The organism is Gordonia sp. ABSL11-1 (assembly GCF_030315685.1).
Lineage (GTDB): Bacteria > Actinomycetota > Actinomycetes > Mycobacteriales > Mycobacteriaceae > Gordonia.
Genome location: NZ_JASXSI010000016.1, coordinates 112,350 through 133,201 on the forward strand (window position 1 = coordinate 112,350; position 20,852 = coordinate 133,201).

General features: G+C 67.5%; 18 protein-coding genes. 3 read left to right on the forward strand and 15 right to left on the reverse strand.

Annotated elements, in window-relative coordinates; translation table 11 throughout:
* Positions 1-42: 42 nt before the first annotated feature.
* The 7 genes from QSJ19_RS17940 to QSJ19_RS26830 all read right to left on the reverse strand — a co-directional run bounded on the left by QSJ19_RS17940 (position 43) and on the right by QSJ19_RS26830 (position 7,532).
* A complete protein-coding gene (locus QSJ19_RS17940) occupies positions 43-2,145 on the reverse strand; it encodes an ArnT family glycosyltransferase (protein WP_286322332.1) in 2,103 nt (700 codons plus the stop codon).
* A 291-nt stretch (positions 2,146-2,436) separates the two neighbouring features.
* Complete coding sequence (locus QSJ19_RS17945) at positions 2,437-3,234, reverse strand: cyclase family protein (protein WP_286322333.1); 798 nt, start codon at positions 3,232-3,234, stop codon at positions 2,437-2,439.
* 24 nt (positions 3,235-3,258) lie between these two features.
* Positions 3,259-4,467 (reverse strand): PQQ-dependent sugar dehydrogenase, encoded by a 1,209-nt coding sequence (locus tag QSJ19_RS17950; protein ID WP_502876229.1) that lies wholly within the window; start codon positions 4,465-4,467, stop codon positions 3,259-3,261.
* Between the two features lie 121 nt (positions 4,468-4,588).
* Entirely contained in the window at positions 4,589-6,142 is a 1,554-nt protein-coding gene (locus tag QSJ19_RS17955) for a succinic semialdehyde dehydrogenase (protein ID WP_286322334.1), read from the reverse strand.
* Positions 6,143-6,155: 13 nt separating this feature from the next.
* Positions 6,156-6,761, reverse strand: coding sequence for a ribonuclease E activity regulator RraA (gene rraA / locus QSJ19_RS17960; RefSeq protein WP_286322335.1), 606 nt, complete (start codon positions 6,759-6,761; stop codon positions 6,156-6,158).
* 49 nt (positions 6,762-6,810) lie between these two features.
* Complete coding sequence (locus QSJ19_RS26825) at positions 6,811-7,167, reverse strand: hypothetical protein (protein WP_353507155.1); 357 nt, start codon at positions 7,165-7,167, stop codon at positions 6,811-6,813.
* A complete protein-coding gene (locus QSJ19_RS26830; RefSeq protein WP_353507156.1) occupies positions 7,164-7,532 on the reverse strand; it encodes an alpha/beta fold hydrolase in 369 nt (122 codons plus the stop codon). Before QSJ19_RS26830 ends, QSJ19_RS26825 begins: the two co-directional genes overlap by 4 nt.
* A 191-nt stretch (positions 7,533-7,723) precedes the next feature.
* Here QSJ19_RS26830 and QSJ19_RS17970 point away from each other — a divergent pair, with 191 nt between their 5' ends.
* Positions 7,724-8,656, forward strand: a complete 933-nt coding sequence (locus tag QSJ19_RS17970; protein ID WP_286322337.1) for an MBL fold metallo-hydrolase — start codon at positions 7,724-7,726, stop codon at positions 8,654-8,656.
* A 21-nt stretch (positions 8,657-8,677) separates the two neighbouring features.
* On the opposite strand, the gene lysX is transcribed toward QSJ19_RS17970, so the two are convergent.
* Positions 8,678-12,091 carry a bifunctional lysylphosphatidylglycerol synthetase/lysine--tRNA ligase LysX gene (gene lysX / locus QSJ19_RS17975; RefSeq protein ID WP_286322338.1) on the reverse strand — a complete coding sequence of 1,138 codons (3,414 nt, stop codon included), beginning with the start codon at positions 12,089-12,091 and terminating at the stop codon, positions 8,678-8,680.
* A 53-nt stretch (positions 12,092-12,144) separates the two neighbouring features.
* Here lysX and QSJ19_RS17980 point away from each other — a divergent pair, with 53 nt between their 5' ends.
* On the forward strand, positions 12,145-12,363 hold the full coding sequence (locus tag QSJ19_RS17980) for an RNA-binding S4 domain-containing protein (protein ID WP_286322365.1): 219 nt from the start codon (positions 12,145-12,147) through the stop codon (positions 12,361-12,363).
* Positions 12,364-12,856: 493 nt separating this feature from the next.
* Here QSJ19_RS17980 and urtE read toward each other — a convergent pair whose 3' ends face one another.
* The 6 genes from urtE to QSJ19_RS18010 form a co-directional block, all read right to left on the reverse strand.
* Positions 12,857-13,549: an urea ABC transporter ATP-binding subunit UrtE gene (urtE, locus tag QSJ19_RS17985; protein ID WP_286322366.1), complete on the reverse strand. Its 693-nt coding sequence runs from the start codon at positions 13,547-13,549 to the stop codon at positions 12,857-12,859.
* 4 nt (positions 13,550-13,553) lie between these two features.
* A complete protein-coding gene (gene urtD, locus QSJ19_RS17990; RefSeq protein WP_286322339.1) occupies positions 13,554-14,408 on the reverse strand; it encodes an urea ABC transporter ATP-binding protein UrtD in 855 nt (284 codons plus the stop codon).
* Positions 14,405-15,523, reverse strand: a complete 1,119-nt coding sequence (urtC, locus tag QSJ19_RS17995; RefSeq protein WP_286322340.1) for an urea ABC transporter permease subunit UrtC — start codon at positions 15,521-15,523, stop codon at positions 14,405-14,407. The genes urtD and urtC overlap by 4 nt, the downstream gene beginning before the upstream one ends.
* Complete coding sequence (gene urtB / locus QSJ19_RS18000) at positions 15,520-16,407, reverse strand: urea ABC transporter permease subunit UrtB (RefSeq protein WP_286322341.1); 888 nt, start codon at positions 16,405-16,407, stop codon at positions 15,520-15,522. The genes urtC and urtB overlap by 4 nt, the downstream gene beginning before the upstream one ends.
* A gap of 103 nt (positions 16,408-16,510) precedes the next feature.
* Positions 16,511-17,827 (reverse strand): urea ABC transporter substrate-binding protein, encoded by a 1,317-nt coding sequence (gene urtA / locus QSJ19_RS18005; RefSeq protein WP_286322342.1) that lies wholly within the window; start codon positions 17,825-17,827, stop codon positions 16,511-16,513.
* Positions 17,828-18,050: 223 nt separating this feature from the next.
* Positions 18,051-18,887: a cutinase family protein gene (locus tag QSJ19_RS18010; RefSeq protein WP_286322367.1), complete on the reverse strand. Its 837-nt coding sequence runs from the start codon at positions 18,885-18,887 to the stop codon at positions 18,051-18,053.
* A 208-nt stretch (positions 18,888-19,095) separates the two neighbouring features.
* Here QSJ19_RS18010 and QSJ19_RS18015 point away from each other — a divergent pair, with 208 nt between their 5' ends.
* Positions 19,096-19,530, forward strand: a complete 435-nt coding sequence (locus QSJ19_RS18015) for an SRPBCC family protein (RefSeq protein WP_286322343.1) — start codon at positions 19,096-19,098, stop codon at positions 19,528-19,530.
* A gap of 46 nt (positions 19,531-19,576) precedes the next feature.
* On the opposite strand, the gene QSJ19_RS18020 is transcribed toward QSJ19_RS18015, so the two are convergent.
* Positions 19,577-20,785, reverse strand: a complete 1,209-nt coding sequence (locus tag QSJ19_RS18020) for a TetR/AcrR family transcriptional regulator (protein WP_286322344.1) — start codon at positions 20,783-20,785, stop codon at positions 19,577-19,579.
* Between the last annotated feature and the right edge of the window lie 67 nt (positions 20,786-20,852).

Genomic DNA, 20,852 nt, shown 5'->3' on the forward strand with positions numbered 1-20,852 from the left:
ACCCCGTGTGGGGTGGACGGTTCTCGCGTCGGCGCTTCCGTGTCAGATCAGCTTGTAGACGGTGGTCCCGCCGACAGTGGTAGCGGTGTAGTTCTGCGCAACCCAGGTGGCGATCTCGGAGTTCCCGCCAGGACCGCCCTGACCGCCCTGACCGCCGCCGATGTAGTAGGCGATCTTGCCGGCCTTCACGTAATCGATGAACTGTTGCAGCGTCGGAGCGGGGTCACCGCTCCAGCCGCCGATGGCCATCACCGCAGTGCCCGTGGCGATCTCGATCCCGGCCGCCGACTGCGACCCGTTGGTGGCCGCCGACCATGTGGTGGTCGTCGCCGTCAGCAGTGTGGCCAGTTCGGTGTTCGACGAGATGTCGCCCATACCGCCGGTCCCGCCGCCTCCGCGACTCCCGTCCTGCTGTGTCTGACCCTGCTGCGTCTGACCCTGCTGCGTCTGACCCTGCTGTGTCTGCCCCTGCCCGGCCGTCATCGACGATCCCGAACCGGCCGAACCGGTCGTGGTTCCGTCGGATCCGGCTCCGCCGCCAGGCATTCCACCGCCCGGCCCACCCATGCCACCGCTCTCCATGGAGGTCTGCACCGCAGTCGGGATGGACCCGCTGTGTGGTGTCGCGGCGGTCGCGATCGCGAACCCGACGCTACCTCCGGCTCCGGCGAGCGCGCCGATGATGACCGCACCGGCCACCGCCTTACGCCAGGCCATGGCGCTGCCCACCAGTAGGAGCAGTACGCTCACGATCGTCGCCCCGCCGATCAGCCAGCGGCACCACTGCGGTCCGAAGTCGTTGCGGCTCAACAACACGATGGACCACCAGCCGGCGAGGGCGATCATCCCGGCCATGGCGAGACGGCCGTCCCAGTGATCGCGACGACGCCACGCGAACACACCACCCATGCCGACCAGCGCGCCGATCGCCGGCGCCAGCGCCACCGTGTAGTACGGGTGGATGGTGCCACTCATGTAGCTGAAGATCAGCCCGGTGACGATCAGCCAACCGCCCCAGGCGAGGACCGCACCGCCCTCGACGCGCGAGAGTCCGTCGGCGAAGCGGAAGATCGGGAAGCTGCGCACGCCCAGGTACACGGCGAAGACGAGGGCGAGAAGTGCGACGGGGAGGAGCCACGAGATCTCGTTGCCCATCTCAGAGCCGAACAGTCGGCTGAGCCCGGTCGAGCCGCCGAACGATCCGCCTGTCTGGCCGCCGCCCGGGCCACCACCGCCTCCCGATCCGTTTCCGCCGTTGATTCGGCCGACACCGTTGTAGCCCCAGACGAGATCCATGAAGGTGTTGTTCGTCGACCCACCGATGTACGGGCGAGAGGACGCGGGGGTCAGGATGGTCGCGACGACGAACCAACCAGCGGAGACGATCAACGCCGCCGTGGCACCGAGGAGATGGCCGATGCGCTTGAGCCAGCCGTTGTCGGCGAAGAGGAGATAGGCCAGGCCGAAGGCCGGCAGCACCAGGAGGCCTTGCAGCATCTTGGTCAGGAACGCGAATCCGAGCGCGACGCCGACGAGGGCGAGCCACCGTCCGGAGTTCGTGCCGATGGCGCGGATGAGCGCGTAGCCGGCAGCGACCATCAGCAGCACCAGCAGTGCGTCCGGGTTGTTGAACCGGAACATCAACGCGGCAGCCGGCGTGAACGCGAGGACCCCGCCGGCGATCAGGCCGGCAGCCGTGCCGTGCCGCGGGTCGGCGAAGGTACGGCGCATCGCGCAGTACAGGAGGGCCACCGCCGCGACGCCCATCAGCGCCTGCGGCACCAGAACCGCCCAACTGTTCATGCCGAACACACGCACCGACAGTCCCGTCACCCAGAGGGATGCCGGCGGCTTGTCGACGGTGATGAAGTTCGAGGAGTCGAGAGCTCCGAAGAACCACGCCTTCCAACTCTGCGACCCGGCCTGCGCGGCAGCGGCGTAGAAGGTGTTCGCGTACCCGCTCGACGACAGGTTCCAGAGATAGAGCACCGCCGTCGTCGCGAGCAGACCCGCGAGGGCGAACGGACTCCAGCGCAAGGCTCGATGCGGGGTCGGGCGGTCGGCAAGTTGCCGGCCGTGCCGGCCGGACGGGGGCGGCGGCTCGCCGGGCACGTGTGCGTCCCGGTGGTCCAGCACTGCGGTCATGAGTCCTCCTGTATCGAATGTGATGACCCCACAGTGCGGTCGTCGACTCCCGTCAGGCTGGACGCCGGCTGGGAGAACCCTGTGAGCGGTGTCGTGGCGCGGTTCGCACCCCGCACCCGATGCCGCACGTCGTCGTCCGTCTTCGCCCGTCTTCGCCCAATCCCGGACGTCCCCCGGAAAACCGCCCCGGACATCCGCCCCTCGCAGAGGCGGCGTCGACACTATGTCGACGCCTCCGCTGGTAAGGGCGCTTTTCCGGGGCGGTTCTCCGGAGCACTCAGCCGCGGATGATCACACCACCGCCAGCACCCGCGCCGGGCCGCCTGTCCCGCCCGCGAATCGCGGCGCACCGACGATGACCTGCGCCCCGACCGCAGGTACCGATGACAGGTTCGCCATCGCCTCGACCGCGTATCGTCCCGCGCCGAGGATCGCGGTGTGTGCGCCGACGGCACCACGGATGTCGACGCTCAGGGTGTCGGTGCCGATGGCGACGACACCGCGTTCGCGCACCAGCATCGTCACCGCGGCAGGATCGAATCCGGCAGCGTCGGCGCCACCTGTGCTCGGTTGCCACCCGCTGTGCAACGCGACCAGTGCGCCATTCGGAATTCGACCATGCCGGGACTCATGCACCTCGACGTCACGCTCGGTGAGTCTCGCCCGACGATCCGCTCGGGCACGATCGGCGATGCTGATGACGATCAACGGGGCGATGAGGTCGCGGGCCGGTATCCGATCCACCGTGATCCCGTTGCCGATCTTGTGGGCCGGTGCGTCGACATGCGTGCCCGAGTGCTCGGAGAACGACATCCACCGGGTCGCGAAACCCTGATTGCCCGGCCCGATCCTCGACGTCGGGACCGCGACGACCGGGGCGCTGCCCGGCCACAGCGGGAAGTCATGGGAGAGAACATGGGTGAGGTCGACGACGCGACCACGCCCCGGGGACGCGCCGGCCTCGCCCGACGCTGCCGAAGCCACCCCGACCACACCCGCCGCGACGCCCCCGGTCATGCGCAGCGCGGTGCGCCGGGAGAAACGACGGGCCTCCTCGTGCGCATGCCGCACCAGGTCGTCGTCGCACATGTCGGTTCCCCTCCGCGGCCGACGTCAGGCCGGCTTCACCCGCAGGATGCGGTCGGTACCACCGTTGTCCGTTGTCAGCAGCAATGAGCCGTCGCTGTCGAGAGCCAGCCCGCGCAGGCGTCCATAGGTGTCCTGCAGTGCGTCCGTGGTCCGAACCACCTGTGTACCTTGCTCGTTCAGGGTGACGAACTGCAGGTGCTTGCCCTTCTGCGCGGTGATCGCGACGGCCCCGTTCAGATCACCCCAGCCGGACGACGGGAGGAACTGCAGCGCCGGCGTCGCCATCGTCGGCTTACCCGTCTTCCAGATCGCGTCGACGGCGCCCGGCACGCGGACCGGATCGGTCATCGGCACGGATTCGTCGTAGATGAAGGGGGTGCGGTCCGGCTTGTATCCGTAATTGGCGCCCGCCCGAAGGAGATTCAGTTCGTCGTCGGAGTCCGTGCCCTGTTCGATGACGTACACCCGACCGTTGCGCAGAGCGACTCCCTGCACGTTGCGGTGCCCGAGCGTGTAGATCGGGCTCGACGGATTCGGATTTCCCGCCGCGGGTGTGCCGTTCGCGTTGATGTGGAGAACCTTGCCGCCCAACGAATTACGGTTCTGAGGATTCGTCGGGATCGCGTTGTCGCCGGTACCGACCCAGAGTGTGCCGTCGGCGCCCGCCGTCAGGCCGCACCCCGCGTGGCGGCCCGTGGCCGTCAACGGGATGCCGGTGAGCACGTTCCGTTCGCGGACCATCGTCGACCAGTCGGCTCCGACACGCCACGACACGATGTTCACGACCTGGCCCGTGTTGGGCCACGGCAGCGGCAGATTCGCCACCGACCCGGGCACGCTGGCCGCCGCACCGCGGGTCGTCTCCGCCTGGCAGGAGTACACGCGGCGCGTCTGCTCGAATCTCGGATCGAGGGCGAGACCCATCAGGCCCGCCTCCTTCACCGCGAAGATCTTCGACAGGTCGGCCTTTACCGGCTTCTTCTGCCCGCCCGGCATGACGGCGACGAAACGACCGCTGCGCTCACCGGTGAGGATCACGCCGTCCGGAGCGACGACCATGTCCCACGGATGGTCGAGGCCGGACGCGACCGTCGACACCGACAGATTGGGCGCCGCATGGGCCGTCCCGGCGGTACACAGGCCGACGACCAGAGCTCCGACGGTCAGGCCGACTGCTGCGGCGCGCTTGGCGAGGGCACGGATGGGCACAGTCCGGGATCGAAGTCCGTTCACGTGGGTACGGTAACCCGCCGCCGGCGACGACCGCGGCAGGTCGACGGGATCGTGTCCAATTTCCCCGGTCGGGGCTCCTTCGCCTCAGAGGCCCTCGCGCCGGGGGCGTCCCGGAAAATCCTCAGCGTCCCGGCAGATACTTCAGCGCACGGATGGCGTACGGGGTCACGGCACGGTAGACGCCCTTGGGGATGCCGGGAGCCCGATCGATACCGATGAACCGCTGCTCGGCGACGGTCTGCGGCTCGGTGTACTTGAGGAGTCCCTCCTCACCGTGTCGTCGGCCGACTCCCGAGATGCCCATGCCACCCATCGGGGCGGCGGTCGACGCCCACGCGGCGGCGTAGCCCTCGTTGATGTTGACGGTCCCGGCGCGCAACTGGTCGGCGATCGCGTTGGCCTCTGCGCTGCTGCCGGCGAAGACGCTCGCGTTGAGGCCGTAGCGGGTCTGGTTGGCCAGCTTGATCGCCTCGTCGGTCGAGTCGACGGGATAGATCGCCACGACGGGCCCGAAGGTCTCCTCGGCGTAGCAGGTCATCTCGTCGGTGACATCGGTGAGCACGGTCGGTTCGAAGAAGAACGGGCCGAGGTCCGCGCGCCGACGGCCGCCCGCGAGCACCTTCGCCCCCTTGTCGACCGCGTCTTTCACGTGTTCCTCGGCGGTGTCGACCTGCGTGGCCGACGCCAGCGATCCCATGTCGGCGGTGAAGTCGTAAGTGGCGTCGAGGGTCATCGCCGAGACGAACGCCGCGAACCTCGCGGTGAACTCGTCGGCGATCGCCTTGTCGACGTAGAGCCGCTCGATCGAGATGCACAGCTGACCGGAGTTGGAGAAGCAGGCACGGGCGGCACCCTCGACGGCGCGGTCGATGTCGGCCTTGGCGCTGACGATCATCGGATTCTTGCCGCCGAGTTCGGCGGAGAAGCCGATCAGCCGACGGCCCGCTTGCTCGGCGAGCGTCGCCCCTGTCGACGACGACCCGGTGAACATCACGTAGTCGGTGGTGGCGACGATCGCCTGCCCGACCACACCACCCGGGCCGGGGACGACGGCGAACAGCTCGGTCGGCAGACCCGCCTCATACAGGAGTTCGGCCAGGGCGAGGGCGCAATACGGTGTCTGGCTATCCGGCTTGATGACCACACCGTTACCTGCCAGCAGGGCCGCGACGGCGTCGGACACCGCCAGGGTGAGTGGGTAGTTCCACGGACTGATCACGCCGACGACACCCTTGGGCTGGTATCGCACACGCACGCTGGTGGCACCGGGCAACATGCCGCGAACCTTGTGCTCCGCCAACGTCTTCGGACCGGTTGTCGCGTAGTGCCGCGCGGTCAGCGCAACGTCGATGACCTCTTCCTGCGCATAGATCCGGGCCTTGCCCGTCTCCGCCTGCGCGATGTCCATCAGTTCGGCGGCGTTGCGGTGCACCAGTTCCGAGAATGCACTGAGCACTTCCGCGCGCTGTGCGGGGGTGCGCTGCGCCCACCCCTCCTGTGCGGTACGCGCCCGCGCGACGGCGGTCTCCAAGTCGTGGGCGGTGCCGATCGGGATGGTCGCCATCTCGACGCCGCTGAACGCCTCGAGCACCGCACGCGTCGGACGGGCGTCCGCATCGTCGATGGCGATCAGACCGGACAGGCGCCGGAAGTACTCGGGTGTGGGCTTCGGCATGGCAGTGGGTTCCTCAGCTCTCGGTGGTGGATTCTGCGGAGTCGGCGGGTTCGGGGGTGTCGGTGGCCGCCGTGCTGCCACGGGTCTCCGAAGCATCAACAGAAACGGACGCATCTGCGGACCCGCCCGCGTCGTCTGGCCCGTCGACGAGCACGATGCCGTCGTCGTCGGAGTAGACGATGTCGCCCGGGTTGAAAGTCTCCCCGCCGATGGTCAGCGGGATGTCGCGGTCGCCGACGCCGGTCTTGGTGGACTTGCGCGGATTCGTACCCAGGGCCTTCACGCCGATGTCCATCCCGCCGATCGTCGCGGCGTCGCGGATCGCGCCGTTGACGATGATCCCGACCCAGCCGTTCGAGCGGCCGAGTTCGGCGATGATGTCACCGACGAGTGCGGTGTGCACCGACTCCGCGCCGTCGATCACGAGCACCCCGCCCGGGTTGGGCTCGGACAGGATCGACTTGAGCAGTGCGTTGTCCTGGAAGCACTTGACCGTGGTCACGCGCCCGACGAACTCGCGATGGCCGCCGTACTGGGTGAACTGGGTGTCGCAGCTGCGGACGAGGTCGCCGATCTCGTCGACCAGATCTGCGGTCGGTGTGAAGGTCAACTCGGTCATGACGACGAGTTTATGCCGAGCGGCCAGTAAATGTTACCGGCGGGTACAGCTATTGTCCGCCATCGCCCGGCCCGGGTCGGATCGCGTCGATCGCCGCGGCCACCTCGTCGGGCCGGTCGAGGACCAGGAAGTGATGCCCGACGACGAGTAGCAGCGATGCGTCGAGCATCTGCGCGTACCGCGACTGCTTCCACGCCCAGTACCGCCGCCACGGCCGTATTCCGTGCACCGCGCCGACGACCACCCGCGGCACGGAAGGGATCGGTCGTCGGCGTCGAAGGGCTCGCAGATCCGCGTTGAGCGTGGGGAAGGTCGCGTGCTCGATGAGCGTCGCGCGGACCATGGTCCGGGCGCGTGTCGGCAGCACCCGCCAGGGCACCATCACCAACGAGCCGTCGATCATCACCAGACCCGCGGTCCGTTCCGGGCAGCACCGGGCGAACGCCTCGGCGTAGAGCGAGGCCATCGAGTGCGCGACGACCGTGACCGGCCCGCCGGTCCGACCGCGTCCTGTACCCCACGCATCCACTCGACCTCGCCGTCGAGTGTCGGATGATTCAGCGGCGCAATCGGTTCCGACAGTCCGTAACCGGGACGGCCATAGCGGATGATCCGCCACGACGCGCGGAGCCGATCGGTCAGCGGATCGAGGTCGAACCAGTTGCTGCCCAACGCCGCCAGCATCAGCAGGGGTGGGCCGTCGCCCTCGTCGAGAACGTGCAGCGTGATGCCGTCGACGTCGACGAGGCGCCCGGGACGTCGGTGGCTCACGATGACGGCACCGCAGACCGCGGCTGTCGGTCGATGGATCGCATCCGCCACCTGATGCGCAGTCCACACGTCGTCCGCACGCACGATCCGCACGCCGCGTCCGTCGCCGACGCCGCGATCACGGTGCGCGACGCGGTAGTGTCGAGCTCGCGTCGCACAGATCCGAGACGGATGTCGAAGGAGCCGCCGAGGTGTCCCTGCCCCGAGAGCGCGATCCCCGGCTCGGCGAGGTGCTGACCGCCGTCGGCCACATGGTGCTCGGAACCGTGCGCCCGAGGCCGCCGGATGAGAGATTGATGCAGTCGATCACCGATGCCGGGCTTCCGCCGGGCGAGCGGACCGTCACGATCAGAGCATTGCCTCAGGTCACTCGGCGAGTACCGGCGATGGGAGTCGTCGAGGGCGCGGCTCCCGTCCGGCGACTGGGCTCGGCGCTGACGTCGTTCGTCGTCGAGCATCCCGCGGCGACCTTTCTGGTGGACCCCGGCTTCTGCCGGCAGGCACGCGACCGTGTCCTCCCGGAACTGCCGTTCCTGACGCGGACGGTGGTGACCCCACCCAGGACGACGGTCAGCACCGTCGACGGGCTCATCGCACGGCCATCGATCCGGCGGCCCGAGTTCGCGCTGCCGACCCACGCCCACTGGGACCACCTGTGCGGACTCCTCGACCTTCCCGGTGTGCCGGTCCTCCTCCGGGACACCGAGCACGCGTGGATTCTGGACGGCGTACGACCTCCCGCCGGTGGTGTCCGGCCGACGCTGACCGACGGCAGACCCGTCCGGACCTACTGCCTCGACGGCCCGCCCGTCTCCACGTTCACCGCAAGTCATGACCTCTTCGACGACGGGTCGGTCGTGCTCGTCGACCTCGCCGGACACACACCCGGGAGCGTCGGTGTCCTCGCGAGAACCGCACGTGGATGGGTACTGCTCGCCGGCGATGCCGCGTGGCACCACGAGCAGGTCGATCGGCTCCGGCAGAAACCGGCCTTCCCGGGCGAGTTCGTCGACGACGACCGAGACGCCGCCTTCGCGACCTTGCACCGGCTTCATCTCGCGCGGCATCACATCCGCGTCGTCCCGACCCACGACTCCTCGGTCACGATGCATCTGTGCGGCTGACCCGAACCGGCACGAAGGCCCTCACCCCTCCTGCGGCTTCGCCAGCGGGAACGCCAGGGATTCGCGGATCGACTGCCCGGTGATCAGCATGACGACACGGTCGACACCGACCCCCAGACCTCCGGTCGGCGGCATCGCGTACTCGAGTGCCTGCAGGAAATCCTCGTCGAGCTCCATCGCCTCCGGATCGCCGCCGGCCGCCAGCACCGACTGCGCGGTCAGTCGCTTGCGTTGCTCGACCGGGTCGGTGAGCTCGGTGTAGGCGGTGCCGAGCTCGACACCCCAGGCGACCAGATCCCATCGCTCGGCGACGCCGGGAATGGTGCGGTGCGCCCGGGTCAGCGGCGACGTCGACGTCGGGAAGTTGGTGTAGAAGGTCGGGAAGGTGGTCCGGTCCTCGCCGAGGTGTTCGTAGAGTTCGAGGATGACCTGTCCGGCATCCCAGTCGTGCCGGTAGGCGATGTCGAGCCGATCGCAGATCGCGCGCAACGTCTCCACCGGCGTCTCGGGCGTGACCTCCTCGCCGGCGCCTTCGGACACCACCTCGTGCACGGTCTTCACCGGCCACGGCCCGGAGATGTCGATGCGTTCGGAGTTGCCCTCGTCGTCGGTGCGGATGATGATCGGTTCACCGTACGCGACGGTCGCGGCGTGTTGGATCATCTCCCGTGTCAGGTCGAGCATCGTGAGGTAATCGCTGTGCGCCTCATAGGCTTCCAGGCTGGTGAACTCCGGGTTGTGGCTGAAGTCGACGCCCTCGTTGCGGAAGTTGCGGCCGATCTCGAAGACCTTCTCCACCCCGCCGACACACAGCCGCTTGAGGTAGAGCTCGGGCGCGATCCGCAGATACAGGTCGAGGTCGTAGGCGTTGATGTGGGTCTGGAACGGGGTGGCGTTGGCACCCCCGTGGATCTGCTGCAGGATCGGCGTCTCGACCTCGAGGTAGCCGCGGGCGGAGAGGAAGTCGCGCAACGACTTCACCACCAGGCTGCGCGTGGCCAGCAGGTCGCGCGTCTGTGTGTTGATCGCCAGGTCGACGTAGCGTTGACGCACCCGTGCCTCCGGGTCGGTGAGCCCGCTCCACTTGTCGGGCAACGGGCGCAAGCACTTTCCGAGCATCCGCCACGTCGTTGCCAGCACGGACAACTCACCCTTGCGGCTGGTCCCCATCTCGCCGGTGATCTCGACCAGGTCGCCGAGGTCGACGTCCCCCGCGAAATCCGGGGCGGCCGCGTCCAGTCGCGACGCCTCGACGAGCACTTGGATCTCCCCCGACCAGTCGTGCATCTGCGCGAACACCACCTTGCCGAAGTCACGCAGGCGCGTGACGCGTCCGGCAACCCGCACGGTCGTGCCGGCCGGCGCCGCGGCCGCCTCGGCGATCGTGTGGGTGGGCGGATCCGCGGGTGGGTACGGGTCGATGCCGTCGGCGATCAGTCGTTCCATCTTCGCCAGGCGGACGCGGACCTGCTCGGGCCGATGGACCTCGACGGCCGTCTGATCGGCCTCCACCTCGAACTCGGCGACGAGGGCATCGACGTCGACGCCGGCCGGGATCGCGGACTGCCCCTCGGTGTAGTGGCGGGCGCGGCCGAAACGCGGCAACCGGACGAAGCCCTCGGTGACGATGGCGGCAAGGCCGACCCGCGGCATCACGGCGTTGTCCTCGAAGCACAGATACCTCGGCTGCCAGTCGGGCCGGTACTTGGCGTTGGACTTGTAGAGCGACTCCATCTGGAAGAAGCGGGAGCCGAACATCAGCACCGAGTAGGTCGCCCGCATCGCGGGGCCCGCACCGATGTCGGCGCCGTGCTCGAAGAACGCCCGGAACGTCGCGAAGTTGAGCGACACCTCGGTGATCCCGTACTGCTCGGACTCCTTGGCCAGTTCGGTGACCATCGTCTCGACGATGCCGTTGACCGACCCGCGGTCTCGGCGCATGACGTCGAGGGACACGCCGGTGCGTCCCCATGGGACGAACGACAGCATGCCGACGACCTTTTCGTCGGCGGCGCCCTCGTTCTCGACGGCCTCGACGAGCAGGCAGTCGCCGTCGTACGGGTCACCGAGGCGTCCGAGCGCCATCGCGAATCCACGCTCCTCGTCGGTGTCGCGCCAGGCGTCGGCGCGGGCCACCATCTCGGCGATGCCCTCGTCCGACAACTCGCTGTGCCGGCGGATGCGCACGGTGATCCCGGCACGCTTGGTGCGGGTCACGGCCTGCCGGACACCCTTCATCGCCGGCCCGTTGATGCTGTATCCGCGGGTGTGGATGATCGCCTCGTCGCCGATGTTCAGCGAGCCGAATCCGGCGGCGTCGTAGGCGGCGGCCCCGCGTGCGCTCGGTCCCATCGCCGCCGGGTGCCAGCCGTACCGCTCGCACAGGGTGAGGAACTCGGCGATCGCGTCGCCCCAGGACTCGGGGTCGCCGATGGGGTCGCCGCCGGCGAGTGCGACGCCGACCTCGACCCGATAGGTCAGGGCCGCACGGCCGTCCGGCGAGAACACGACAGCCTTGTCGCGGCGGGTGGAGAAGTAGGCCAGTGAGTCGTCGTCATTGAAGCAGGCGATCTGCGCGCGGATCAGGCGCTCGTCGTCGGCGGTGATCAACGCCCGCAGTCGCACCGACCGGAACAGCACGATGGCGGCGGCGATCAATGCCAGCGCGCCGAACAGGCCGAGGAGTCCGTTGACGGGGGCGTAGGCATGACGGCCGTCGAAACTCGCCTCGGGATCGACCGATCCGAACGCGACGACGCGGTTGACCGCATACGGCAGCCGGTCGGAACGGGTGAGCGTGTGGGGGAACGCCCACACGAGCGCCCAACCGAGGAGGCTGCCGATCACCAGTCCGGCGATGAGAACTCCGAGTGCACGCCAGAGAGCTCCGCGGCGGACACGGGTGTAGAACTGCCGACGCGTCGCGAGGAGGTACGCGAGTGCCGCCACGTCGATGACGAGGCCGATCCACAGGTTGAGGCGGTCGTTGTCGGTCACCGACAGCTCGTCGGCGAGCGCCGGGATCAGATAGAGCGCGTTCCCGATCGCGTACAGAACTAGATAGATCACGGCGATCCACCACGCGATGCGCTTACGCATCGACAACGCGAAGGCGACCAGCGCAAGGACGAACGCCCAGGCGAAGCTGGTGTCGGGCAGCGTGATGACGAAGGTGTCCACGTAGTCGCGCGGTACGTGGATGAGGTGGCGGAAGAACGGGAACAGACTCGACAGCAGTGAGATCGTCGCGATGACGCCGACGACGGTTCCTGCGATCCGTGGGGCGTGTCGCCCGAAGCCACGAGGCGTCCGGATGCGCTCGATGAGATCTTTCGACCGTCGCTCGGCGGCCGTCTCCGGGTGGTGTGGATGGTCGACGTCGTCGTCGGCGATGTCTTCACGGGGGAGCGTGGGGCGCGGGACTTCCAACGTCATAGGCAAACGTTAGCCGTCCGAACTCGCCTTGTACTGCAACGTTGGGCAAGATGATGGCGATGGATGACGTACCGATTCGCGATGATTCGATCCGCCTGGGTCAATTCCTCAAGCTGGCCAACCTCATCGAGTCCGGCGCCGAGGCCAAAGGCATCATCGCCGACGGCATGGTGTCGGTCAACGGAGAGGTGGACACCAGACGCGGTCGGCAGTTGTCACCGGGCGACGTGGTGGAGATCGGCGGGCAGTCCGCGCGGGTGGTCAGCGAGTGAACGTCCGCTGGTACGCGACGGTCAGGACTGCAGACGGCGCAGTTCCGCCGGGGTGGCGAGGCGTTCGGCTTCGGCCGGAAACATGCGCGCGCCACGAGATCGGCCGATGCGGCCGGTGATCGAGCTCAACCGTGAGCTGCGACGGGGTGCGGAGTATGAATTAGCCAACCTCATGACCAATCACTTCCCTGGTTTACTACGACGGACTCGATCTTCGGCTTACTGTAGACGGTCGGTGACCGGTGCCCAAGTCTTTTGATCCTTGGGCCGGGTTGGTTTCCATCACACTGCATCTCTGCTGTGATCTGAGGTCTGATCGCTTCGCTGACCGGCCTGACCGCGCGCTGTTCGCATGCCATCCGATCTATCGATCTTCCCACCTGCGGCGTTACACCCCGGGTAGCGACAGACCCCCGGCGTGAATCGGTTGAATGACAGCCGCTTCCACCCGGGTGATCGAACCCGCGCAGTAATCAGATGGTCATGGCCGCGATCAGATGGTCATCGCCTCCCGGACCGTCGCCTCCGCCTCGTGTCCGCCCGACCCGGAGGAGGTGATCCGTCCGCTCTCGAGGACGTAATAACGCTGTGCGGACTGCAACGCGAAGCCGATGTGCTGCTCGACGAGCAGCACGCCGAGACCACCACGCCCGGTCAGTTCGGTGATGGTGTTCTCGATCTCGGCGACCACCGACGGCTGGATGCCCTCGGTGGGTTCGTCGAGGATGAGCATGCGCGGTTCGGTGATCAGTGCCCGTGCGATCGCGAGCTGTTGTCGCTGACCGCCCGAGAGCAGCCCGGCACGCCGGTCCAGGAGATCCCGAAGTGCCGGGAACAGGTCGAGCATCTCGTCGATCAGCACCGGTCCACGCTTGCGTCCGTCGGCGACGACCTGCAGGTTCTCGGCCGTGGTGAGGTGCCCGAAGCTCTGCTGACCCTGTGGGACATACGCGAGCCCGCGACGGACGCGGGCACTCGGCCGCAGCGAGGTGATGTCGGCACCGTCGAAGCGGATGGTGCCCCGCGACGTCTTCACGAGTCCGACCGCCGCCCGGAGCAGAGTCGTCTTCCCGGCGCCGTTGTGGCCCATCACGGCTGCGACGCCATCGGCAGGAACCTCCAGGTCGACTCCGTGGATCACCTCGGTGCGGCCGTACCCGGCACGGATCCCGGACAGTTCCAGCATCTGCTCACTCCCCATCTCGCGCCACGTCCGTCCGGCCGGCGGCGGTCGGCTCCGTCTGCGCGATCTCCTCGATCTCCTCGCCACCCGCCGCGGTACCGAGGTAGACCTCCTGCACCTTCGGATTCGCCTGTACCTCTGCCACCGTCCCCTCGGCCAGCACCTGCCCGCGGGCCAAGACGGTGACCGACGTCGCGAACGACCGCATGAAGTCCATGTCATGCTCGACGACGACGACCGTGCGCCGAGCGCCGATCCGCCGCAAGAGGTCTCCCGTCTCCTCGCGCTCCTCGTGGCTCATGCCCGCGACGGGTTCGTCGAGCAGCAACACCGAGGCGTTCTGCACCAGGAGCATGCCGATCTCCAGCCACTGCTTCTGACCGTGTGCCAGCACCCCGGCAGGTGTGTCCCGCAGATGAGCGAGACCGATGGTCTCCATCGCCTCCTCGATGTGCTCGGGCACGGCGCTGGGCCGACGCCGCAGCATCGTCCACATCGATCGTCCGGCTCCCGCGGCGATGTCGAGGTTCTGCAGCACGCTCAGTTCCTCGAAGACGCTGGCGGTCTGGAACGTCCGGCCGACGCCGAGGCGCGCGATCTGGTGCACCTTCTTGCCGACCAGCTCCTCCCCGGACTTCTGGATGGACCCAGTGGCGGGCACCAGTCCCGTGATCGCGTCGATGATCGTGGTCTTGCCCGCGCCGTTCGGTCCGATCAGGAAGCGCAGATCGCCCTGCAACAGGGTGAGATCCACATCGGTCACGGCCTTGAAGCCGTCGAACTCGACGGACAGTCCGCGTACCTGGAGGTAATCGCTGTCCATTCCTGCGTTCCCGCCGGCAATCGGTTCGAGGGCGGTCATGACCGGACTCCTGTCGAGGTCGGCGCGAGGACGACGTCGGTCGTCTGGCCGGCGTCGGGGTCATCCGGCGCCCGGCCCCTCCGCCACCGGAGCAGCGCACCGAGACCGGCGAGCCCGGCCGGGAAGAAGCCGACGACGACGATGAACAGGATGCCCTGCGCATACACCCATCCCGACGGGAAGTTCTCCGACAGGCTCGTCTGCGCCCAGGCCACCGCGACCGCGCCGAGGACCGGGCCGAGCAGAGTGGTCCGGCCGCCGATGGCGACACCGATCAGGAACGCGATCGACGGCACGATACCGACGTCCGCCGGCGAGATGATCCCGACAATGGGGACGAACAGTGCACCGGCGATACTCGCGAACAGCGCCGCCACCGCATACGCCACGAGTTTGACGTTTGCCGGGTCGTACCCGAGGAATCGCACGCGCTCCTCCTGATCACGGACGGCGACCAGGAGTTCACCGTACCGGCTGTACATCAGCTGACGGGTGATGGCGACGACGACGAGCAGCGTGCCGGCCGCGATGAAGAAGAGCAGGCGTCGATTGACCGGATCGTTCAGTGCGAGGCCGAAGAAGCTGCGGAAGCGGTTCAGTCCGTTGCTGCCGCCGATGCTCTGCTGGCCCACGAGCAGGATGGCGAACGCCGCGGCGAGCGCCTGCGACAGGATGGCGAAGTACGCACCCTTGACCTTCCGCTTGAAGACACCCAGGCCGAGCAGGACCGCGACGGCGACCGGGATCAGCACGATCCCCAGCAACGCCACGATCGGCGAGGCGAACGGCTGCCAATAGGCCGGCAGCTCACCGATCCCGGCGATCTGCATGAAGTCCGGTACTTCGTCGCCGCGCAGTTCGGCGTCGGCGATCTTGAGGTGCATCGCCATGATGTACGCGCCGAGCCCGAAGAACACCCCCTGCCCGAGGGTCAGCATCCCGCCCCGCCCCCACGCCAGGCCGATGCCGACGGCCACGATGCCGAAGCACAGGAACTTGCCGAGCAGATTGAGTCGGAAATCGGACAACACCGCGGGCGCCACCGCGAACAACAACACGGCCGCGATGACGAACCCTGCGTATGTTCTCCACGTGGTAGTCAGATGATTCCTCACACGAGGCTCCTCGACCGGACCGTGAACAGTCCCTGCGGTCGGATCTGCAGGAAGATCACGATGAGCACGAACACGATGACCTTGGCGACCGATGCCGTGGTGCTGTACTCGATGAACGAGTTCAGCAGGCCGAGCGCTACGGCGGCGATCACCGCGCCCTTGATCTGCCCGAGCCCGCCGATCACGACGACGAGGAAGGCATCGATCAGATACGTCATGCCCGTGTTCGGGCTCGTCGACCCGATCAGCGTCAGCGCCACCCCGGCCACCCCGGCCAGGCCCGACCCGATGAAGAAGGTCGTGACATCTGTTCGGCGACTGGATATCCCGCTCGTCTCGGCCAGATCACGGTGCTGGACGACCGCGCGGATCCGGCGGCCCATCGACGTGTACTTCATCGTCACCGCGATCGCGACGACACAGGCCACCGCCAGCAGCATGATGAAGATGCGTGTCTTCGGCACCACGGCACCGAGGATGTCGACGCCGCCGTCGAGCCAGCCGGGGGCGACGACCCGGACGGCGGGTGCACCGAAGATGTCGCGGGCCGCCTGCTGCAGGATCAGGCCGACACCGAACGTCACCAGAAGGGTGTCGAGCGGGCGGTCGTACATCCGCCGGATCAGCGTGACCTCGAGGATCACACCCATCAGGCCACCGACGAGGAAACCGATGATCAGCGAGACGATCAGGGAGATACCAGCATTCGATACGAGGTACTCCTGCACGGTGTAGGCGGTGTACGAGCCGGCCATGATGAACGAGCCGTGCGCCATGTTGATGACGCCCATCTGGCCGAAGGTCAGCGACAGCCCGAGCGCGGCGAGGAGCAGGATCGATCCCAGACTGAGTCCGGTGAACGTCTGCCCGATCAGGGTTTCCACGTCAGATCTCGATTCTTGTCACGCGAGGAAGGACGGTGCGGCGTCCGGTCCGCCCTCCGGCGTCGGAGGGCGGACCGGGCTGTCGCAGGCGGTTGTGCCGGTGTCAGCCGCTGAGGCCGCCGGCCCAGGGGTAGTCCTTCAGGTAGGGATCCGGCTCGATCGGCTGTCCCGAATCCCACACGGTGTAGATCAACCCGTCCGGCCGGATCTCACCGATACGGGCGGTCTTGGTGATGTGGTTGTTCTCGCCATCGATCGTGACCAGGCCCTCGGGAGCGTCGAATGTGACTCCGCCCGCCGCCTTCTGGATGTCCGGAACGGCGAAGGACTGAGCCTTCTCGACAGTGTTCTTCCACAGATAGACCGAGACATACGCGGCCTCCATCGGGTCCGACGTCGGCTTGTTCGCGCCATAGGCATCCTTGTAGTCCTGCACGAACGAGGTGTTCACCGGGTTGTCCACGGTCTGGTAGTAGTCCCAGGCGGTGAGCTGACCGACGATGTTCTGCACCCCGATGCCGCCGACCTCTTCCTCGGCGATCGACACCGACACCACCGGCATGTCCTGGGCGGTGAGACCGACGTTCTTGTACTCGCGGAAGAACGCGACGTTGGAATCGCCGTTGAGCGTGTTGAACACAGCGTCGGCGTCCGCGGTACGCACCTTGTTCACGATCGTGGAGAAGTCGGTCGAGCCGAGCGGAGTGTAGTCCTCACCCTTGATCTCCATGCCGTTCGCCGCCGCATAGGCCTTGATGATCCGGTTGGCGGTCTGCGGGAAGACGTAGTCGCTACCCACCAGGTAGAGGGACTTGACGCCCTTCTCCTTGAGGTAGTCCAGCGCCGGCACGATCTGCTGATTGGTGGTCGCACCCGTGTAGAAGATGTTCTTCGACGACTCCAGGCCCTCGTACTGCACGGGATAGTAGAGCAGAGAGTTCTTGTCCTCGAACACCGGCAGCATCGCCTTGCGGCTCGACGACGTCCATCCGCCGAAAACTGCTGCGACACAATCACTGCTGATCAGCTTCTCGGCCTTCTCCGCGAAGACGGTCGGCTCGGAGGCGCCGTCCTCCCCGACGAGTTGGATCTGCTTGCCCAGCACACCGCCGGCGCCGTTGATCTGGTCGACCGCCAACTTGATCGAATCACGCACCGTGACTTCGGAGATGGCCATGGTGCCGGACAGCGAGTTGAGCGAACCGACCTTGATCGTGTTGCCCGATGTGTCCACACAGGACTCCGCCGTGCTCGCCGCCTCGTCGCTCGCCGAACTGCCGCACGCGCTCAACGCGAGTGCCACCACGGAGAGCGCCACGGGCACACCCCAGCGTAGAAGCCGCCGGCGGCGCGATGAGACGCGCGCACCGAGCGCCGACTCCTGACCCCCATCACGCACGATGGAGCCGTTCACGTTCATTCTATTGTCTCTACTTCCCTTGGCGCGCAGCACAGATCACGCGAACGTCCGACACCGATGCCGTATGCGAGATGCATACGAGAGGGAAACTATCGGCGAAATGTTACATTCACGTGACTGGTCGTGAATGTCCGGTTTCGGCGCTTCCGAACATCGGCTCCACGTGGTTCGCCCTCACCCTTGACGATCGACGATGTCGGATCGTGAAGCGACGGGGGGATTCTCAGGCGAGGCCGGCGAGGTACTCGTGCGCCCACTGCACGGCGGTCACGCCGGGACGTACCTGGAACGCGGCGTAGTTGCCGTGTGAGCCGGACTGCAGGAATCGGTTGAACTCGGTGATCTGCTCACGCGCGCGCCTGTTGCCGAGTTCTTCGACGATCTGGCCCGGGCCACCGAGGGTCAGCAACTCGGCGACGATCGCGCCGGCCTCGGCCTGGTACTGCCCGATCTGGCTCGGGGTCGGGTCGCTCGTCTCCGCGAGATAGCCGACGATCCGCGTGATGAAGTAGTCGCGCGGGACGTTGCAGTAGAGGTCGGCCGGCTCGCAGATGGTGAACGCGCGGGGCAGGACCCAGCCCATGCCGTCGAGCCGGGGGCCGCCGCTGCCCTCGCCGCCCAGGGCGGGCCCGACCAGATTGTCGCGCTTGGATCGTCGGGGGTCGGAGATCAGCACGACGCCCGCCACCTGTCCGGGACGGATCTCGGCGCGACCGGTGCCGATCTCGGAGGCGACGTCACCGGCGGCGTCTGCGCCCTGGCTGTACCCGGTGAGGGCGATCTTGGTGCCCGGGCACTTGCGCAGCATCGTCAGCGCCAGACCCTTGGTGTTGGCGACGGCCTGTGCCTTCGACTTGCCGTAGATGGCCTTCTCCCAGGGGAAGGCGGTCGCGTCGTAGCCGACGAACTGGACGCGGGTCTCGGAGCCCAGCCCGGACGTGATGTCGCCCAGGATGCCCGGGCTCACACCGTTGGCCCACGTGCCCGGCACCGCGAGCACGTAGATCTTCGGACAGCCCGCCGGCGCCGCGGAGGCCGGCGCCGCACCGAGGGACACCATCGTCCCGATCCCCAGCAGAAAGGCCACCACACCGGCGACCAACGCGCGCAGACGCATCGTCGTCCCCTCTGGATTCCCGATATCCGGTACCGCTGATGAGTCTAACGACAGCATCGGACTGCGGCCGACCCATCCGATCGATGCGCTGCGCCGAATCGCACACACAACGATCCCCCAAGACAGTTCACCCCATCACAGAGGAGCTGACGTGGTCGACGTCTCCCGGACCTTCACCGTTCGACGCCCGCTCGACGAGGTCGTCGCCTACCTGCGTGACTTCGCGAACGCGGTCGACTGGGATCCCGGTACACAGAAGTGCGAGAGGATCGGGGCCGATCCGGTGGCTCTCGGCACCCGCTGGCACAACGAGTCGAAGCTGTTCGGCATCTCCACCGAACTCGTCTACGAACTGACCGTGGACGAGCCCGATCACCTGAAGTTCACCGGCACCAACAAGACCGCGACGACGTTCGATGACCTGACCTTCGGCCGCGGTGACGGCGACTCGACGATCATCACCTATCACGCGCACGTCGGGTTCGACGGCGCCGCAAAGCTCGCGGACCCGGTCGCGCAACTGGCGTTCAACCGTCTCGCCGACACCGTCCCGAAGCAGATGACGACGGTGCTGGAGAACCGCTGAGCGGCAATGTCAGCGCCCTGAGGACCAGAGGGTGAGGACGCACGCGCTAATCGACCGGCGGAAGCGGCGCCGACACCACCGCCGCGGCCAGCCACCGCGCGTCGTCGGGAAGCGTGGGCATCCGCAACGCCTCGACCCGGACGACCCCGTTGACCACGGCCAGCGTGAGGTCGACGAGGGTCTGCGCCTCGTCGGCGGTCAGCTCCGGGCGGCACATGTGCACGAGACGACGCCACTCCCCCACGTAGTCGAGGTAGGTGCGGGTGAGCGAGGCGAGTTCGTCGCCGTCGAGCAGCGCGGTGTGCGAGAGACAGACGGCGATCAGGTCCCAGTGGGCATAGGCGAACCGTGTGTAGCCGGCCAGTAGTTGATCGAGCGCGATCTGCGGATCGGTGGTCTGGCCGAGGACGCGGCCGAGCTCGAGCCACAGGGCGTCGAAGGCCCGCCGGATGCCGCAGACGAGAATGTCGCGTTTGCTGCTGAAATGGTTGTAGACGCTGGGACCCGCGATTCCGACGGCATCGCCGATGTCGTCGAGGCTCACGTTCGGGTATCCGCGGACGGCGAACATGGTGATCGCGGTCGTCAGCAGGGCCTCGCGGCGAGAGGCGGGAAGCATGCGGTCGGAGTCGTCGATCTGCGCGGGACCCACCGACATCGGCTCCGGGGCCGGCCGATTCGGGTCGAGTCCCGCCGCGACGATGGCCCGCGCCGCTTCCGTCAGCATGCGTGGCTGATCGGCCACCGGGATCGGCAGTTCGCGATGGCCCGGCCAGTTGACGACGGCGAACACCGCCCACGACGTGACGTCGGCGGGGACGCACCCGGGCGCAGCGGCGGCGTCGATCAGTGCCGCGAAGCCCGAGGCGACCGCGCGGATCCGACCCAGCAGCAGGGCACGTTCGTCGGGGTGGAGATGCCCCTGATCACGGCTCCACAGCGAGTCGAGGGCCCGCGACCCGGTCGTCACGTTGACGATTCGTCGGGTTGCCTCGGACGGATCCGCGACGCCGTCGATCTCCTCCTCGTACCGGCTCAGCGCCTCGTCGAACGCCGCGACCAACAGTTCGTTCTTGTTGCGGTAGTGGCGGTAGAGGGCGCTCGGGACGATGCCGACCCGCTCGGCGATGTCGCTCATGCTCACTGCGTGATAGCCGTCGGTGCGGAAGAGTTCGGCCGCGGTCGTGAGGATGCGCTGTTTGCGATCCTTGGGGCGGGCACGCCGGATGGGACCATCCGCGGGAGCAGTCGTCATGCGAGTCCTGTCAGGGTCTGGCGGCGGGACGGCACACGACCGTTGCCCGCGTCTTCCTCCACCGCTC

Bases quoted from the DNA above. Each gene is read 5' to 3' on its own strand.
- QSJ19_RS17940 (WP_286322332.1), bottom strand. From the start codon at position 2,145: ATGACCGCAGTGCTGGACCACCGGGACGCACACGTGCCCGGCGAGCCG.
- QSJ19_RS17945 (WP_286322333.1), bottom strand. From the start codon at position 3,234: ATGTGCGACGACGACCTGGTGCGGCATGCGCACGAGGAGGCCCGTCGT.
- QSJ19_RS17955 (WP_286322334.1), bottom strand. From the start codon at position 6,142: ATGCCGAAGCCCACACCCGAGTACTTCCGGCGCCTGTCCGGTCTGATC.
- rraA (WP_286322335.1), bottom strand. From the start codon at position 6,761: ATGACCGAGTTGACCTTCACACCGACCGCAGATCTGGTCGACGAGATC.
- lysX (WP_286322338.1), bottom strand. From the start codon at position 12,091: ATGACGTTGGAAGTCCCGCGCCCCACGCTCCCCCGTGAAGACATCGCC.
- QSJ19_RS17980 (WP_286322365.1), top strand. From the start codon at position 12,145: ATGGCGATGGATGACGTACCGATTCGCGATGATTCGATCCGCCTGGGT.
- urtE (WP_286322366.1), bottom strand. From the start codon at position 13,549: ATGCTGGAACTGTCCGGGATCCGTGCCGGGTACGGCCGCACCGAGGTG.
- urtD (WP_286322339.1), bottom strand. From the start codon at position 14,408: ATGACCGCCCTCGAACCGATTGCCGGCGGGAACGCAGGAATGGACAGC.
- urtA (WP_286322342.1), bottom strand. From the start codon at position 17,827: ATGAACGTGAACGGCTCCATCGTGCGTGATGGGGGTCAGGAGTCGGCG.
- QSJ19_RS18010 (WP_286322367.1), bottom strand. From the start codon at position 18,887: ATGGTGTCCCTCGGTGCGGCGCCGGCCTCCGCGGCGCCGGCGGGCTGT.
- QSJ19_RS18020 (WP_286322344.1), bottom strand. From the start codon at position 20,785: ATGACGACTGCTCCCGCGGATGGTCCCATCCGGCGTGCCCGCCCCAAG.